Here is a 15,943-nt window from a genome sequence, read left to right as displayed (position 1 = left end):
GATCCGGCGAATGTCCGCGGCCTAGGGGCACGACGGTACGAGCGCCGCTACAATGGCGCTCGAATTTTTTGCCGGCGAGGCACCATGGACATCGATCTGGCCCGCACCTTCCTGGAAATCGTCCGCAGCGGCAGCCTGATCGCCGCCGCCGAACGCCTGCACCTGACCCAGACCGCCATCAGCGCCCGGGTGCAGAACCTGGAAGGCCAGCTCAACTGCAAACTGCTGGTACGCAACCGCGCCGGCGCCCGACCCACCGCCAATGGCGAGGCCTTTATCGCCTATGCCAATCAGCTGGTGCAGACCTGGGAGGCCGCCCAGCGCGACCTGCCGTTGCTGGCGGGCTATCGCAACGTGCTGCACATCGGCGGTGAGTTGAGCCTGTGCAATCCGCTGATGCTCAATTGGGTACGAGGCCTGCGCCAGGCACTGCCCAACCATGCGGTACGCACCCAGATCGCCGAAGGCGCGAGCCTGCAACGGCAACTGGAGTTGGGCGTGCTGGACGCGGCGCTGGTGTTCCAGCCGCTGTATTGCGCGGGATTGCAGGTCGAGCAATTGCTGGAGGAGAAATTGATCCAGGTGCGCCTGGCGGGGCGTCCCGAGCCTTATGTGTACATCGACTGGGGCGATGATTTTCGCCGTCAGCACGACGCCGCATTACCGGAGCAGGCCAAGGCCGCGGTGGGCTTCAACCTTGGGCCCCTGGCGCTGCAGTTCATCCTCGACGCCGGTGGCAGCGGCTATTTCCGCACCCGGGTGGTGCAGAGCTACCTGGACAGCGGTGTGCTGGAACGGGTGGAGAGGGCCCCGGAATTCAGTTTTCCCACTTACCTGCTGTATGCCCGGGAGCGCGACTCGGCGCAGCTGCAGCAGGCTTTTGCGGTATTGCGCGAGGTGATCGAACAAGACCACGACTGGTCCCAGCGCTGGTCGCCGATGGTTTGAACCCACTGACTTGAGCCTGGCACCGCACTTGAGCGCACCTGCGCTGGCCAGCCAGTGGCTGCGCCTGGCGCGCAATCGACGATGCCCTTGCAGGAACCGGCTTGCCAGCGAACAGGCCTTTTACGCGTGCGGCGCTTCTGAAGCTGTCTTGGCTGGCAAGTCAGCACCGGCGAGGGCGAAGGTTAGGGCGCTATCAGGGCCGCGAGGACAGGACCTGGCCAATGCTGCGCCGGCGGGCGTGGGCTTCGCTGGCGTGGATCAGTTGCTCAAGGTCTTCAGGGGTGACGTCGAAGAATTCTTCCATCTCGGCCAGGGCCTGCTTGAGGTCTTCGGCGGTGATCGCCAGGCTGTCGGCGGGGGCCGCCGAGGGCAGCAGCACCGGAGTATCGCTCGGGCCCTTGGGGTAACGAATCCGCGTCAGGTTGTTGTAGGCCAAGGCACTGGCCAACAGGCTGGCCGCCGCGAGCATCACCGGACCCAGTTCCCGCCACTCCAAAGCCACGCTGGCCGGGTCTGCCAGCACCAGGGTCAGGGCCAGGGCGCCGGCCGGGGGATGCAGGCAACGCAACCAGCACATCAGCACCAGGGCCATGCCCGCCGCGAGGCAGGCGCTGCCCAGGGTCCGGCCCAGGACATGAGCCACCAGCAAGGCCACGACCCCGGCGCACAGGTAGCCGCCGAGGATCGACCAGGGCTGGGCCAGGGCCCCGGAAGACACGGCAAACAGCAGCACCGCCGAGGCCCCCAGCGGACCGATCAGGTGCAGCGCCACCGGCATGCCGAACACCTGGGCGCAGAGCCAGACACTGAACAGGGTGCCCAGGGCCATGCCGATGGCGGCACGGCTCCATTCCAGTGGGCGGGTATTGATGGCGGCGGGTTTCCAGCGGGCAAACATCGGCAAGAACGGTCCAGGGCTAAACGACGGGCAAAAAGAAGGGCTTGCCTGGATCACCAGAAAGCCCTTGAACGTTCCAACATTTGGGGGAGGAACGGGCACAGTGTGCCGAGCATTGGTGTAGCTGACAAATTCATAATAATGCCGTTTAAGTGCATTTATTTTGCTGTATAACGCGCCGGTTTGCCGGCGAAGGGAGCGAAGAGGGCTTGGAGTTGGGAGCGGGTCTTGAGGGCGCTTTCGCTAGCAAGCCAGCCCCTACAGCCAGCCCCCTGGGCCAGCTCCAGCAGTGAGTGTGGCAGTGCGTTTTTACAAGCTCAGGCGCATGGCGCAGCGGCGTGATTCGGGCAGGCCGTGCTGTGTTTCATCGGCCAGGACCTGGCGCAGGCGCGGGCTCAGTTGTGCAGGTTGCAGGGTGACAAAGCCCTGGCGCTGGTAGAAAGGTTCGTTCCACGCCAGTTCGCGGAAGGTGCTGAGGGTCAGGGCCGTGAGCTGCTGTTCCAGGGCGAACTCGCGTGCCGCCTGCAACAGGCGCTTGCCAATGCCTTGGCCCTGGTGGCCAGTGGCAACGGAAATTTCCCACACATGCAGTTCCAGGTCGCAGACCTGGGCATTGAGAAAGGCGCAGCGGGTACCGTCCTCTGTCAGCGCAACCCAGACCGGGTGGTGTTGGATGTTTTCTCGATGGCTCTGGGCATCGGCCACCTCGGCGTCGGCCAGCCAGGCCAGTTGCGGATCACTGCGAAACAATGCCGCAGCCGAGGTTTCAATGGCGGGGAGGAAGGCCGCGTCAGCCACCCGCGCCCGGCGGATCTGAATAGTCATGGGCGCGAGTGTAAGGAGCCGCCAGGGGGTTGCGCAACGCTTTCAGGGTGGCGTGGCAGCGCTCTTGGGCAGGTGCAGCAAGACGAAGTCGTTCTTGTCGAAACGCCCGCTCAGCACCGGAGTCAGCCCGGCCAGGGGCGTGCCTTGCAGGCTGGGCAGATCGCTCTGATCAAGAATCACCCAGGCCGGGGCCGGCACTTGGGCCAGGGCGGCAGCCTGATCGGTGAACTGTGGCTGCAGGTCCCGATCCAGGTTGACCATGAACTTGATCGCCTTGGCGTCCTTGCCCATGCGGTGCAGGACTACCGGTGCCGGGTCGGCCTCGATCAGTTGCATGGCGCCGAGGCTGAAGGCGCGAGTGTCATAGAGACGCTGCTCCACCGGTTCGAAGACCCCGATGTAACAGGCCCAGACCGCCAGCACCGCGCTGTAGGCCAGGCCCACGGCGCGCCACTGGCGCTTGAACAGCAACCCCAGGGACAGCGCTTGCAACAGGCCGAGGATCAGCAGCATGGGCAAGAGGTGGGTGAGCTGTTCAGGGAATTTGCGCCGCAGTACCAGCAGTCCCACCATCAGCAACCCGGGCAGCAGCAGCCACAGGCCCTGGATCAGCCCCCGCAGCCAGCCCATGACCCGCCCGCGTCCGGCCTGGAACGGATAAGCCGCAACGATCGCCGCCATGGGCAGCATCGGCAGCAGGTAGCGGGCCTTTTTCGCTTGGGGAATCGACAAGCCGATCATCACGATCAGCCCGGCAGCAGTGCACAGACGCAACAGTTTCAGGGCCGGGCCCTGTTCCGCAGGGCGATTGAGCAACACCGCAACCCAGGCGAGGATCGCCAGGGGATAGGCCAGGGCGTAGTTGCCCAGAGAGCTGGTGAAGTAATAAAGGACATCGCTGGAGCCTTCGCTGCCGTCCATGCGTCCCATGAACTGCATGCGGATCACCTCGTCGACAAAGGCCTGGCCACCGCTGAGCTTGGCCAGCCACAGCAGCAGGCCGACGCAGGCCACCAGCAGCAACAGCGCGCTGAAACCGACGCCGAACAAACGGCGCCATTGACCGCCCAGCAGGTAGTAGCTGCACAGCATGCCGGTGGGAATCACCAGGCCGATGGGGCCGCGAATGGCAAAGCCCAGCACCAGCAAGAGGAAGATCCAGCCCAGGTGCCGGCGGGCACCGAAATGGTCGTGGGCATAACCCAGGTAGAACACCGCCAGGGACACTGCGGCGAGCATCTGGTCCAGGGAGACAGCACGGGTTTCGCTGATAAAGGTATTGCTCAGCAGCAGCAAAGCCACGCTGAGCAGGGCCCAGGTGCGGGAGTAGGGTGCCAGCAGGCGATAGATCAGGCTGACGATCAGCGCTGAAGCAATGGCCGTCGGCAGCCAGGCGGTAAAGCTGGTGACCTGCCCGGTGGGCAGGGAAAACAGCCACACCAGCAGGGTCGAGGCACTGGAATAGTCAGCGTAGGGCTGGCCATAGGTGGTAGGGAAGAACCCCGGCCCATGGCGCAGCATCTCCTTGGCGAAAAGCACAAAGCGCGAGTCGAAGCCGATGACCGAATCGTGGCCGGCGCCGGCGCAGAACAGCAGCAAGGCCAGCAGCCCCAGCCCCAACGATTGCCAAAGTAATGTGTTCGCAGGGGAACTGGAGTGCGGGTTCATTCAGGCCTCGGTGGACCACTGCTGGTGCGGAATCGGCAGGTTGCGCGATTCACCGCGACCTATCGGGAAGTAGGTGAAACCGTTGCGCGCCAGGCGTTCGGCGTCGTACAGGTTGCGTCCATCGAAGATCACTGGCGCTTTGAGACGCTGATGGATCAGGTCGAAATCCGGCGCCTTGAACTGCTGCCATTCGGTGCAGATGATCAGCGCGTCGGCGCCATGGAGCACCGATTCCGGAGTGCCCATGAGCATCAGGCGCGATTCGTCCGGGTACAGACGCTGGGTTTCCTGCATGGCTTCCGGGTCGAAGGCCCGGACTTCAGCACCGGCCGCGAACAGCGCGTCCAGCAGCACCCGGCTCGGTGCGTCGCGCATGTCGTCGGTGTTGGGCTTGAACGCCAGGCCCCAGAGGGCAAAGGTCTTGCCTTCAAGGTCGCCTTTGTAGAACGCCTTGATGCGTTCGAACAGCTTGTGTTTCTGCCGCTCGTTGATGGCTTCCACCGCTTGCAACAGGTCACTGGAGCAGTGGGCTTGCTCGGCGCTGTGGATCAGGGCGCGCATGTCCTTGGGGAAGCAGGAGCCGCCGTAGCCGCAACCGGGGTAGATGAAGTGATAGCCGATCCGCGAGTCGGCGCCGATGCCCAAGCGCACCGATTCGATGTCTGCCCCCAGGTGCTCGGCCAGCTCGGCGATCTGGTTGATGAAGCTGATCTTGGTGGCCAGCATGCAGTTGGCCGCGTACTTGGTCAGCTCGGCGCTGCGCAGGTCCATGAACATGATGCGGTCGTGGTTGCGGTTGAACGGCGCGTAAAGGTTGCGCATCACATCGCGCACTTCCTCGCGTTCACAGCCGATGATGATCCGGTCCGGACGGCGGCAGTCGGTGACGGCCGAGCCTTCCTTGAGAAATTCCGGGTTGGAAACGATATCGAACTGCAGCGGGCGGCCGTCCAGGACCTTCTCTATGTGCGCCTTCAAGGTGTCGCCGGTGCCCACCGGCACCGTGGATTTTTCCACCAGGATCACCGGCTTCTCACGGTGGCGGGCCACTGCGTCGCCCACCGACAGCACATAGCGCAGGTCCGCCGAACCGTCTTCGCTGGACGGCGTGCCCACGGCAATGAACAGCACCTGGCCGTGTTGCACCGCGAGTTTTTCATCGGTGGTGAAGTGCAGGCGCTTGGCTTCGAGGTTTTCCTTGACCAGGCTGGCCAGCCCCGGCTCGAAGATGCTCACGTAGCCTTGTTGCAGCTGTTTGACCTTTTGCTCGTCGATGTCCATGCAGATGACATCGTGGCCGACTTCAGCCAATACGGCGGCTTGTACGAGGCCGACGTAACCACTTCCAAATACACTGATTTTCATGGGGTATTCCTGGGACTTGTCGCGGGTGCAGATCGAGAGTTGATGGTGATGACCCCAAGGATGACCAGGGCCACCCCGAGGCTTTTGGCAAGCGTGAAGGGTTCGTTGAACAGCGGCAGGCTGGCGGCCAGCAGGTAGACCAGGGCGTAGCTGATGCTGAGCAGCGAATAGGCCCGGCCCAGGGGCAGGTCGCGCAGGGCCAGGAGCCAGCAGAGCATCGACAGGGCGTAAGCAGCGATGGCTGCGATCACCACCCCCAGGGCGGCCAGATCGACGCTGCCAGCACTCAGCGCCGACAGCCACTGATCCGGGGCGGGCAGGCGGGTCATGCTCCAGCGCATGCCCAACTGGGCGCCGCTGACCAGAGCCACACTGCCCAGGGCGAAGGCAAAACCCTTGACCCGGCTCATGCGTGGCGACTCAACAGCAGCACGCCGCCAATCACCAGGGCCACGCCGAGCCAATGGCGACGGTCGATGGGCTCATGGAAGACGAAGCGGGCGATCAGGGTGATAAACACGAAATTCAGGCTGAGCATCGGGTAGGCCACACCCACCTCCATGCGTTGCAGCACCAAAAGCCACACCAGCAGGCCCAGGCCGAGGCTGAACAGGGCTAGCCACAGCCAGCCGGAACGCAGTTTTTGCAGGATGCCGGAGGGCTGGTCACGCCAGCTTTCCACGGCGAACTTCTGCGCCACCTGGCCCAGGCAGGTCAGCCCGCAGGCGAGCAACAGCAACAACAGGCTCATGGCTGACTCTGGGGAATGATGAAGATCACGATATTGCCTTGCTCGTAGCGCTTGGCATCCTTGGGCAGCAGCTCGACTTCATGTTCCTCGTCGCTGCTCTTGACCCGCATCACCACGCCGATCGAGCCTTGCTTACGGGCTTGCTCGATCCACGGCTGGACTTGGTTCAGGTCGACCTTGCGCGCCGCAGTGTCCTCGTAGCCCAGGCCGTACTTCACTTCGCCCTGGGTGTTGTAAAGGGTCACGTCGGGGCGACGCAGGCGCCAGGCCAGCGCAGCGGCAGCACCCAGGTCGTTGCTCAGCAGGGCCTTGGCCTGACCCAGTTCGGCCACGTGATCGATGATGAACTGGTCGGGAATCTTGTTGTAGACCACCTTGTTCGGCAGCGCCGCCGGGGCCAGGGCCACCAGCAGGAAGCTGCCCAGTGCCGGGGCGGCCCACAGGCTCAAGGGGCGCATGGCCTGCAACAGGTTGCTGATGATCCAGCCCAGCAACAGGATGTATACCAGGACCAGGTGCTGGGGCTCGTCCACATACACCGGTTTCTTCAGTTGGAAGTACACCAAGGCCAGCAGGGCCAACAGGCCGGCCAGCAGGTTGAGCACACCATTGAGGCTGAGGATACGGGTCTTGCCGGCGGTCAGACGGTCCATCAGGGTGTGACCCATCAGCAGGGCCACAGGCAGCAGGCAGGGCAGAATGTAGGCCGGCAGCTTGCCTTTGCTCAGGCTGAAGAAGGCCAGGGGCAGCACCAGCCACAGCAGCAGGAAGCCGCTGCTGTTCAGCCGCCGTTGTTCCCAGGCCTGCTTCAGGCTGGCTGGCAACAGCAGCACCCAAGGCACGCAGAAGCCCACCAGCAACGGCAGGTAGTACCACCAGGGCGAGGCGTGCTGCGCGTCTTCACCGGCAAAGCGGCGGATGTGCTCATGCCAGAAGAAGAACCGCCAGTAGTCCGGCTCCTGGGCATGCACCGCCAGGGCCCAGGGCAGGCTGACCAGAATCGCCACCAGCACGCCGATGCCGCCATAGGTCAGCAGCGAGCGCAGGCGCTTCTGCCAGATGGCGTAGGGCAGGGCCACCAGCACCGGCAGCAGCCAGGCCAGAAAGCCCTTGGTCATGAAGCCCATGCCGCAGGCCAGCCCCAGCAGCACCCAGGCGCCGATCTGTCCGCGTCGGCTCTGGCAGTCGAAGGTGAACCACAGTGCCACCAGGCTCAGGTTGACCCAGAAGGTGAACTGCGGATCGAGGTTGGCGTAGCCGGCCTGCAGCGCCACCACGGTAAAACTCATGTAGAGCAGGGCGCTGGCCAGGCTCTTGCGCGGGTCGTTCCACAGGCGCCTGGCCAACAGGTAGGCCAGGACCACGCTCAAGCCGGTGCTCAGGGCCGACGCCACGCGCACGCCAAACAGGTTGTCGCCAAACAGCGCCTGGCCGATGGCGATCATCCAGTAGCCGGCCACGGGTTTTTCGAAATAGCGGATGCCCATGAAGTGCGGCGACGCCCATTTGCCGGTCAGGAGCATTTCCTGGCTGATCTGCGCGTAGCGGGTTTCATCGGGAATCCACAGGCCGTGGGTGGCCATGGGCAACAGGTAGAACAGACCGAAAGCGATCAGCAGCAGCGGCAGGGCCCAACGTCTGGTCATGCGCCTTGCACTCCCAGCCAGCCTTCACGGCCTTGCAGCGCGCCACGCACGACCTTGCCCGCCGGCAGGCTGGCCAGATCCGCCGGGAGCATCTGCCCCAGGGGTTGAAAGTGGATGTCGCGTTGCTTGGCGCTGGCCAGCAACTGGCGGAAATCATTGGCCATGAGAATCCCTTCTACTTCTGCATGCACGGTGTAGACATTGAGTTTGTCCGGACTGAACCGGTCGAGGATGTAGCGGTTGAAATCCTTGGCGGCCACCACCGGCCCGACCACTTCGTCGAAGGTCGGCAGGTCCACCGGAATCTGTGGGGCGCCCAGGCTGCCGTCCGCCAGTCGTGGCTGGAACAGGCTCTGGCCGCGGCAGTCGCTGTTGTAGCGAAAGCCGAACTGTTGCTTGGCTTCGATGACGCGTTCATCGGCGCGCCAACCGGCAGACGCCGAGCAGCTCACCGCTTGCCCGAGAATATCGTTGAGGCTGTCGACGCCACGGCGGATCTGTTCGATCAGCTGTGCCTGACTCCAGCGCCCGGTGTTGGCCTGCCAGCCGTGATGATCCCAGGCGTGCAGGCCAACTTCATGACCGGCGGCCAGGGTCTGGCGCATCAAGTGCCCCAGGTCGCGGCCGATGGGTTTGCCCGGCCAGGCGGTGCCAGCCAGGAGAATGTCCCAGCCGTACAGGCCCGCGGCATTGGAACGCAGCATTTTCCAGAGGAACTGCGGACGGATCAGGCGCCACAGGTGGCGCCCCATGTTGTCCGGCCCGACGCTGAAGAAGAACGTGGCCTTGACCCCGGCTTCCTCCAGCGATTCGAGCAGCCGTGGCACCCCCTCCCGGGTGCCGCGGTAGGTATCGACATCAATGCGCAGACCTGCTTGCATCAGCGAGCTTCTTCTTTGGAACGATCGGCGATTTCCAGCATCGCTTCACGCAGGAAGAAGTCCAGGGTATTGCCGATGGTTTGGCTCATCTCCACGGTCGGCTCCCAGTTCAGCAGGCGCTTGGCATTGGCGATGCTGGGCTTGCGGTGTTCCACGTCCTGGTAGCCGGCACCGTAGAACGCCTTGCTCTCGACGTCGCGGAAACCGGCGAACGGCGGGAAGTTGCTGCGCAGCGGGTGAGCTTCGAACTGACGCAGCAGCTCTTCGCCCAGCTGACGGATGCTGGCTTCGTTGTCCGGGTTGCCGATGTTGATGATCTGGCCGTTGCAGCAGTCGTTGTCGTTGTCGACGATGCGCGCCAGGGCTTCGATGCCGTCGGCGATGTCAGTGAAGCAGCGCTTCTGCTCGCCACCGTCGAACAGACGGATCGGCGTGCCTTCCACCAGGTTGAGGATCAGCTGGGTGATGGCGCGGGAGCTGCCGATACGGGCCGAGTCCAGGCGGTCCAGGCGCGGGCCCATCCAGTTGAACGGACGGAACAGGGTGAAGTTCAGGCCCTTGGCGCCGTAGGCCCAGATCACCCGGTCCAGCAACTGTTTGGACACCGAGTAGATCCAGCGTTGCTTGTTGATCGGACCCACGATCAGGTTGGAGCTGTCTTCATCGAAGTTGTTGTCCTGGCACATGCCATAGACTTCCGAGGTCGACGGGAAAATCACCCGCTTGTTGTACTTGACGCAGTAGCGAACCAGCTTGAGGTTCTCTTCGAAGTCCAGCTCGAACACGCGCAGTGGGTTGCGGGTGTATTCGATCGGGGTGGCGATGGCCACCAGCGGCAGGACCACGTCGCACTTCTTGATGTGATATTCGATCCACTCGGAGTGGATGCTGATATCGCCTTCGACGAAGTGGAAGTTCGGATGGCTGCGCAGGCGCTCGATGGCGTCTGAGCCGATGTCCAGGCCGTAGACGTCGTACTTGTCGTCACGCAGCAGGCGCTCGGACAGGTGATTACCGATAAAGCCGTTGACGCCGAGGATCAGCACGCGGGTGCGGCGTGGCTTGCGGCCGGACTCGGCACCGCGCAGCAGGGAGCCGTCCACCAGACCCAGCTCATTGGCCAGTTGCGGGCCACCCAGGTACAGGCCGTTGGCGTTGCGCTGGCCGGAGGTGATCACCAGGGAGTCTTCGCCACAGGCGATGCGCAGCGGGTCGACGCTGATGACCCGGCCCGGGGCCTGGCCTTCGTTGCCCTTGGCAACTTCGGCGCTCCAGACGATCAGCTTGTGCTCGCCGACGGCGCAGAAGGCCCCCGGGTAAGGCTGGGTCACTGCGCGTACCAGGTTGAACAGTTCTTCGGCGGGGCGCTTCCATTCGATCTTGCCATCGGCTGCAGTACGGCGACCGTAGTAGCTGGCCTTGGATTCGTCCTGGGCGGTCTCGGTGATCTTGCCCTGGGCCAGCGCCGGCAGGGTGTCGCGTAGCAGGCTGGCAGCGGCGTCACGCAGTTTGTGGTGCAGGCTCAGGGCGGTGTCGCTGCGTTCGATGGCCACGCGCTGCTGGGCGATGATGGCCCCGGCGTCGGCACGCTTGACCATGCGGTGCAGGGTCACGCCGGTTTCGGTTTCGCCCTTGACCAGCACCCAGTTGGCCGGAGCACGGCCGCGGTAGCTCGGCAGCAGCGAGCCGTGCAGGTTGAACGCACCCTTGCGGGCGGTGGCCAGCAGGGGTTCGCTCAGCAGATTGCGGTAGTAGAAGGAGAACAGGTAGTCCGGGTCGAGTTTGCTGATGCGCTCGATCCACAGCGGGTGGTTGGCATCTTCCGGGGCATGCACGGCAATGCCTTTGCGGGCGCACAGCTGGGCGACGGAGCCGTAGAAGGTGTTCTCCTTGGGATCGTCGGCGTGGGTGAACACGGCAGCGATCTCGTAGCCTGCATTGAGCAGGGCTTCGATGCCCGCACAGCCAATATCGTGGTAGGCGAAGACAACAGCTTTATTGCTCATGGCGAAACCTGATCAGTATGAGTGGAAGTTAAACCGTCGACAGTGACAGCCGGGGCGGGGACCGCCGGCTGGCTGCGCAAGACTTTTTCGATGAAGAAGCGCGGGCGGGCCCGTACGTCGCTGTACATGCGTCCCAGGTATTCACCCAAAAGACCCATGCCGATGAACTGGCCACCGGTGAACACGAACAGCACCGCAAACAGCACGAAGGTGCCGTCGCCGGCCCAGGTGGCGCCGAAGATCAGCCGCAGGATGATCAGCATCAGGGCGAACAGCGCGCCGACGCCGGCCATGCCGAAACCGATGATGCTCAGCAGCCGCAGGGGGGTGGTGGTCATGCAGGTGATCAGATCGAACATCAGATTGATCAGGCGCATCGGGCTGTACTTGGAGTCGCCGTGCTCGCGCTCGGCGTGCTCCACCAGCACCTCGGTGGTGTGCCGGGCGAAGCTGTTGGCCAGGATCGGGATAAAGGTGCTGCGTTCGGTGCAGGCCAGCATCGCGTCGATGATGGTGCGGCGGTAGGCCCGCAGCATGCAGCCGTAGTCGCTCATGGCCACACCGGTGGAGCGCTGCACAGCGAGGTTGATCAGCTTCGACGGCCAGCGACGGAAGGCCGAGTCCTGGCGGTTGTTGCGCACAGTGCCGACCACGTCGTAGCCGAGCTCGGCCTGGGCCACCAGGCGCGGGATTTCTTCCGGCGGGTTCTGCAGGTCGGCGTCGAGGGTGATGACCACGTCGCCGCGGCACTGCGCGAAGCCGGCCATGATCGCCGCGTGCTGACCGTAGTTGCGGTTGAGGATCACCGCAACTACGGGGCTGCCTTCGCGCTCGGCGGCTTCTTGCAGGAGGGTCGCCGACTGGTCGCGGCTGCCGTCGTCCACCAGGACGATTTCAAAGTCGTGCTTGAGCTGGCGGCAGGCCGCTTCGGTGCGGCGCAGCAGCTCCGGCAGGCTCTGTTCTTCGTTGTAGACCGGAATGACGATCGACACGAACTGGATTGGGTAAGGTTTCAAAGGCTTCAGTCCAGGAGGTTGGCAATGGCATCGGAGACCCGTTCGACATCGTCGAGGGTCATGTCCGGGAACAGTGGGATCGAGCATAGACGCGCCGAGTTCCATTCGGTGTGTGGCAGCCGCACATCGGCGAAGCGCTGTCGATAATAGGTATGCAGGTGAGTGGCGATGAAGTGGATGCCGGTGCCGATGTTCTGCTCCTGCAGGCCCTTCATGAAGGCTTCACGGTCCAGGCCGCAGCGTTCGGCGTCGATGCGCAGGATGAACAGGTGCCAGGCGTGCTGCTGCGGGTACTGGGGCAGGTGCAGGGGTTGTACCGGCAGGCCTTCGAGGCGCTCCAGGTAAGCCTTGGCCAGCACTTCGCGCTTGGCGTTGATGTCGTCCAGGCGCTGCAGCTGTACCAGGGCGATGGCGGCGTTGATGTCCGCCAGGTTGTACTTGAATCCGGGCTCGATCACTTGGGCCTGGGGCTTGCGACCGTGGGTCAGGCGATCGTAGGCGTCCACCCCCAGACCGTGGAACTTGAGCATGCGCACCCGGTCGGCCAGGGCTTGGTCGTCGCTGACGAACATCGCACCTTCGGCGCAGGTCATGTTCTTGATGGCATGGAAGGAAAAGATTGCCGTGCCCCGCGCGCCGATGGCGCGGCCGCGATAGGTGGTGCCGGCGGCGTGGGCGGCGTCTTCGATCACCGGGATGCCGTGCTTGTCCGCCAGGGCGTACAGCGGGTCCAGGTCGAAGGCGGCGCCGGCGTAGTGCACCGGGATGATGGCCTTGGTCCGTGGCGTAATGGCCGCCTCGATGGTGGCGGCGTCGCTCATCAGGGTGTCGGGATCGACATCGACGAATACCGGGGTCGCCCCCAGCAGGCAGATCATGTTGGCGGTGGAGACCCAGGTCTGCGACGGGGTGATGACTTCATCCCCCGGACCGATGCCCAGGGCCAGCAGGGTGATGTGCATGGCGCCGGTGGCCGACGACAGGGCCACGGCGTGGCGGGCGCCGACGCGGTCGGCGAATTGCTGTTCAAGTTCCTGGTTTTTCGGGCCGGTGGTGATCCAGCCGGAGCGCAGAACCTGCTCCACTGCAGCTATCTCTTCGTCGCCGATACTCGGGCGCGAGAAAGGAAGGAAAGCCTGGTTCATGGTTACCTCGGGTTTAGCTGATGCCGGAAATACGGGGTGATGCGAACGAACGATTGATGGAGCGCGGGGGAGGTCATGCAGTCATCAAGGCTCATCCAGTTATTGGGCCGGGGTGGCGATCCATGCAGCGTTTGAGTAAAGAAGGTGTTTGTTAAAAGTAAATGCAGATCAAGGTGTTATCTTGACAACCTGAGAAAGCACTGCGTTCGGCAGGAGGCTTGTTGGTGGCTGAGATTAAGCGGAAAAATGTGAAACGAATATGAAAAATAGGGCAAAAGTCCGTTTTTCTGCGGGCCAGACAGCTAGTGTTCAGTTTGCTGTCAAGGTTGTAGTGCGGCGGGGTGCCGGCAGCCATTTCAAGGGCTTGAAGAAGCACTTTAAGGAGCGCTTGCAGGAGGCTTTGAACGGTGTCTTGAACTTGGCCATGAACGGCGCAGGGAACTGCGCTCCGGCATCGTCTTTGCCTTCGGGGGGAGCATGACTTCGCAGGAACAACCGGCCGTTGCCGACAACGCGCACAAGGCCAACCCGTTGCGCCTGTACCTGGCCCGTCTGGCGCCCTCCAGCCAGTCGACCCTGCGTTACGTGCTGCAGGACGCCGCCGATCGCCTGGGGTATGACGAACTCAACCTTGAGGATATCCCCTGGCACCACCTGCAACCCGAACAGGTGACGGCCCTGGTGGCCACATTGCGCCGTGACGGCTATGCCCCGAATACCTCGTCGCTGTACGTCAATGCCCTGCGCGGGGTGATGAACGAAGCCTGGCGCAGCAGTCTGATCAGCCAGGACCATCTGCTGAAAATGCGCTCGGTCAAGGCCATGGGCGGTACACGCCTGTCCCGGGGGCGCAATCTCAAGCGCGGGCTGATCCAGGACCTGATGGCGGTGTGTGCCGCCGACCCGCGGCCCCAGGGCGTGCGCGACGCGGCAATCATCGCGGTGCTGTACGGCTCGGGCATGCGCAAGTCCGAATCGGTGAACCTGGACCTGGCCCAGGTGGACTTCGTCCAGCGCAGCCTGCAGGTGCTGGCCAAGGGCAACAAGCAACTGATCAAGTACGCCCCGGCCTGGGCCTTCGACAAGCTCCAGGCCTGGCTGGACCTGCGTCGCGCAGACTTGCCGGCAGGCCTTGAGGACGACGCTTTCCTGTTCAACCGGATCCGTCGCGGTGGTCATATCACCCGTGAACGCATCAGCAAGCACGCCATCTACTACATCGCCCGCCAGCGGGGCGCCCAGGTTGGCGTGCGCATCATGCCCCACGACTTTCGTCGTTCGTTCATTACCCGGGTGATCGAGGAACATGACCTGTCGATCGCCCAGAAGCTGGCGCACCACACCAATATCCAGACCACCGCCAGCTATGACATGCGTGATGACAATGAACGACGCCGGGCCATCGACCGCTTTGACCTGTGAGTGTCAGCCGTTCAACAGGTCGACCGGGAAGGGGACAGATGCCCGGTCAGGTCCCAGGCCTCGAGCATTTTGGCGTACTCAAAGGCGTGGCTTGGGTCACTCTGCAGCCAGTCTTCGAACGCCTGGCGTTCATCCAGGCTGCAATCGGCCTCACGCAGGCGGATGCACCAGTGGGCGGCCTGCATCATCAAGTATTCATCTGCTTCGCTGGCAGGACTGTTCATCGTGCGGTCCTTGTTCAAAGTGGCGCCGCTCATGAGGGAGAGGCGCGGCACGTAGAAATCACTTGCAATCTAGAGTGTATAACGAGAAAAAAGCGTCAATTTTTTGCGTGAAATCAGTCATTGGTATCGGTGCGCAGGCCTGAGGCAAGGCCTGGATGCTGCTCTATAATCGGCATGTTTCACCTGTGGCAAATGGAATCGACCAGTCAAATGAGGGAGCAATCGTGAGCGCCAAACTGTGCAACAACACCAATGCCGTGACTTTTGTCAGCAAATACAAGGCAGCCTGCCAGCCGATCGCCGATCAACTGGACCTGCCGGTGGAAAACATCCTTGGCCTGGCGGCCCAGGAGAGCCAGTACGGCGCCGGACGTATTGCCCGCGAGCTCAATAACTATTTCTCCTTGCATGCCCCGGCGCCCCTGCAGAGCGGGGCCGAGGCGCCCCAGGGCAACGCCAACATCAAGGTGGCGAAGTTCGACTCGTTCCAGAAGTGTGCCCAGTCCTTCGCCTTGCGCTATGGCTCGTCGGTGCGCAGCAAGCGCGACCCCATGGAGTTCGCCCAGGCCCTGGTGCGCAGCGGCTACAACAGTGGCGACGCGGCCTCCGGTGGCCGCAACGGTTTTGCCGAGTACCTGGCGAAGATCATTGTCGCGGTCAGAGGGCGCATGGCGTGCTGAGAAAAAATCCCCACGCATGGCTGCTGGGCCTGCCCCTGGCCTGCGCGGCACTCGTCGCCTGTGCCGGTGCAGTGCTGCAGCCGGATGAGGTCAAGGCCACGGGCCTGACCCGCGAGCAGGCCCAGGAAGTGCTGCTGGTAGCCTTGAAGCATCAGGACTATCAACTGAGCAAACCCGGGGTCTTTGTCGATGGTGACCTGCAGGACGACAGCGGCCAGCCGCCGCATCCGGGCTACTTCGACTTCAGCCTCGGCTACAACGATCCCAAGGCCGGCGCCACTGAGTACTGGGGGCTGTTCTCGGTGAGCACCGCCACCGGCGATGTCTGGGAAATCAACAGCTGCAAGCGTCTGGACGGCAGTGAGTTGCGGGCCTTGCAGGGGCAGATCATGGCCCGTACCGGCAAGACCCTGGCGGATGAAGAGCCCCAGCGCCAGGGACTGGGTTGCGAGGATCAACCATAGTCCC

Annotated in this window: 16 protein-coding genes; 4 read left to right on the top strand and 12 right to left on the bottom strand. The window is 63.4% G+C overall.

The annotated features are described in order from the left end of the window. The first annotated feature begins 84 nt into the window (after positions 1 to 84). Entirely contained in the window at positions 85 to 948 is an 864-nt protein-coding gene (locus tag KHO49_RS29795) for a LysR family transcriptional regulator (protein WP_213666394.1), read from the top strand. Between the two features lie 193 nt (positions 949 to 1,141). Here KHO49_RS29795 and KHO49_RS29790 read toward each other — a convergent pair whose 3' ends face one another. The 11 genes from KHO49_RS29790 to arnB form a co-directional block, all read right to left on the bottom strand. Beyond that, complete coding sequence (locus KHO49_RS29790; protein WP_102879305.1) at positions 1,142 to 1,846, bottom strand: HPP family protein; 705 nt, start codon at positions 1,844 to 1,846, stop codon at positions 1,142 to 1,144. 309 nt (positions 1,847 to 2,155) lie between these two features. After that, positions 2,156 to 2,671 (bottom strand): GNAT family N-acetyltransferase, encoded by a 516-nt coding sequence (locus tag KHO49_RS29785; protein ID WP_102879306.1) that lies wholly within the window; start codon positions 2,669 to 2,671, stop codon positions 2,156 to 2,158. Positions 2,672 to 2,713: 42 nt separating this feature from the next. Beyond that, a complete protein-coding gene (locus tag KHO49_RS29780; RefSeq protein ID WP_102879307.1) occupies positions 2,714 to 4,339 on the bottom strand; it encodes an ArnT family glycosyltransferase in 1,626 nt (541 codons plus the stop codon). Next, a complete protein-coding gene (locus KHO49_RS29775) occupies positions 4,340 to 5,704 on the bottom strand; it encodes a UDP-glucose dehydrogenase family protein (protein WP_110651796.1) in 1,365 nt (454 codons plus the stop codon). Beyond that, entirely contained in the window at positions 5,701 to 6,114 is a 414-nt protein-coding gene (gene arnF / locus KHO49_RS29770; protein ID WP_102879309.1) for a 4-amino-4-deoxy-L-arabinose-phosphoundecaprenol flippase subunit ArnF, read from the bottom strand. Before arnF ends, KHO49_RS29775 begins: the two co-directional genes overlap by 4 nt. Further along, the gene (gene arnE, locus KHO49_RS29765) at positions 6,111 to 6,455 is read right to left on the bottom strand and encodes a 4-amino-4-deoxy-L-arabinose-phosphoundecaprenol flippase subunit ArnE (protein ID WP_102879310.1); all 345 of its coding nucleotides are present in this window, start codon (positions 6,453 to 6,455) and stop codon (positions 6,111 to 6,113) included. Before arnE ends, arnF begins: the two co-directional genes overlap by 4 nt. Beyond that, positions 6,452 to 8,101, bottom strand: a complete 1,650-nt coding sequence (gene arnT / locus KHO49_RS29760) for a lipid IV(A) 4-amino-4-deoxy-L-arabinosyltransferase (protein WP_110595720.1) — start codon at positions 8,099 to 8,101, stop codon at positions 6,452 to 6,454. The genes arnE and arnT overlap by 4 nt, the downstream gene beginning before the upstream one ends. Then, entirely contained in the window at positions 8,098 to 8,982 is an 885-nt protein-coding gene (gene arnD, locus KHO49_RS29755; protein WP_110595719.1) for a 4-deoxy-4-formamido-L-arabinose-phosphoundecaprenol deformylase, read from the bottom strand. Before arnD ends, arnT begins: the two co-directional genes overlap by 4 nt. After that, complete coding sequence (gene arnA / locus KHO49_RS29750; RefSeq protein WP_102879313.1) at positions 8,982 to 10,988, bottom strand: bifunctional UDP-4-amino-4-deoxy-L-arabinose formyltransferase/UDP-glucuronic acid oxidase ArnA; 2,007 nt, start codon at positions 10,986 to 10,988, stop codon at positions 8,982 to 8,984. The genes arnD and arnA overlap by 1 nt, the downstream gene beginning before the upstream one ends. Then, the gene (gene arnC / locus KHO49_RS29745) at positions 10,985 to 12,004 is read right to left on the bottom strand and encodes an undecaprenyl-phosphate 4-deoxy-4-formamido-L-arabinose transferase (RefSeq protein ID WP_102864990.1); all 1,020 of its coding nucleotides are present in this window, start codon (positions 12,002 to 12,004) and stop codon (positions 10,985 to 10,987) included. The genes arnA and arnC overlap by 4 nt, the downstream gene beginning before the upstream one ends. A 5-nt stretch (positions 12,005 to 12,009) precedes the next feature. Beyond that, on the bottom strand, positions 12,010 to 13,149 hold the full coding sequence (gene arnB, locus KHO49_RS29740) for a UDP-4-amino-4-deoxy-L-arabinose aminotransferase (RefSeq protein ID WP_102864991.1): 1,140 nt from the start codon (positions 13,147 to 13,149) through the stop codon (positions 12,010 to 12,012). 477 nt (positions 13,150 to 13,626) lie between these two features. On the opposite strand from arnB, the gene KHO49_RS29735 reads away from it, so the two are divergent. Then, complete coding sequence (locus KHO49_RS29735) at positions 13,627 to 14,571, top strand: site-specific integrase (protein WP_102864992.1); 945 nt, start codon at positions 13,627 to 13,629, stop codon at positions 14,569 to 14,571. A gap of 11 nt (positions 14,572 to 14,582) precedes the next feature. On the opposite strand, the gene KHO49_RS29730 is transcribed toward KHO49_RS29735, so the two are convergent. Then, positions 14,583 to 14,795, bottom strand: a complete 213-nt coding sequence (locus KHO49_RS29730) for a FecR/PupR family sigma factor regulator (protein WP_213666393.1) — start codon at positions 14,793 to 14,795, stop codon at positions 14,583 to 14,585. 224 nt (positions 14,796 to 15,019) lie between these two features. Here KHO49_RS29730 and KHO49_RS29725 point away from each other — a divergent pair, with 224 nt between their 5' ends. Together KHO49_RS29725 and KHO49_RS29720 are read left to right on the top strand one after the other, a co-directional pair. Next, entirely contained in the window at positions 15,020 to 15,475 is a 456-nt protein-coding gene (locus tag KHO49_RS29725; RefSeq protein ID WP_242553852.1) for a glucosaminidase domain-containing protein, read from the top strand. Continuing rightward, positions 15,469 to 15,939, top strand: a complete 471-nt coding sequence (locus KHO49_RS29720; RefSeq protein ID WP_102864995.1) for a Tgi2PP family T6SS immunity protein — start codon at positions 15,469 to 15,471, stop codon at positions 15,937 to 15,939. The genes KHO49_RS29725 and KHO49_RS29720 overlap by 7 nt, the downstream gene beginning before the upstream one ends. The last annotated feature ends 4 nt before the right edge of the window (positions 15,940 to 15,943 follow it).

The organism is Pseudomonas sp. RC4D1 (assembly GCF_018390395.1).
In the GTDB taxonomy this organism is placed as follows: Bacteria; Pseudomonadota; Gammaproteobacteria; order Pseudomonadales; family Pseudomonadaceae; genus Aquipseudomonas; species Aquipseudomonas danubii.
The sequence above is the reverse complement of the archived record's forward strand: the minus strand, read 5'-3'. Positions and strand labels throughout refer to the sequence as shown.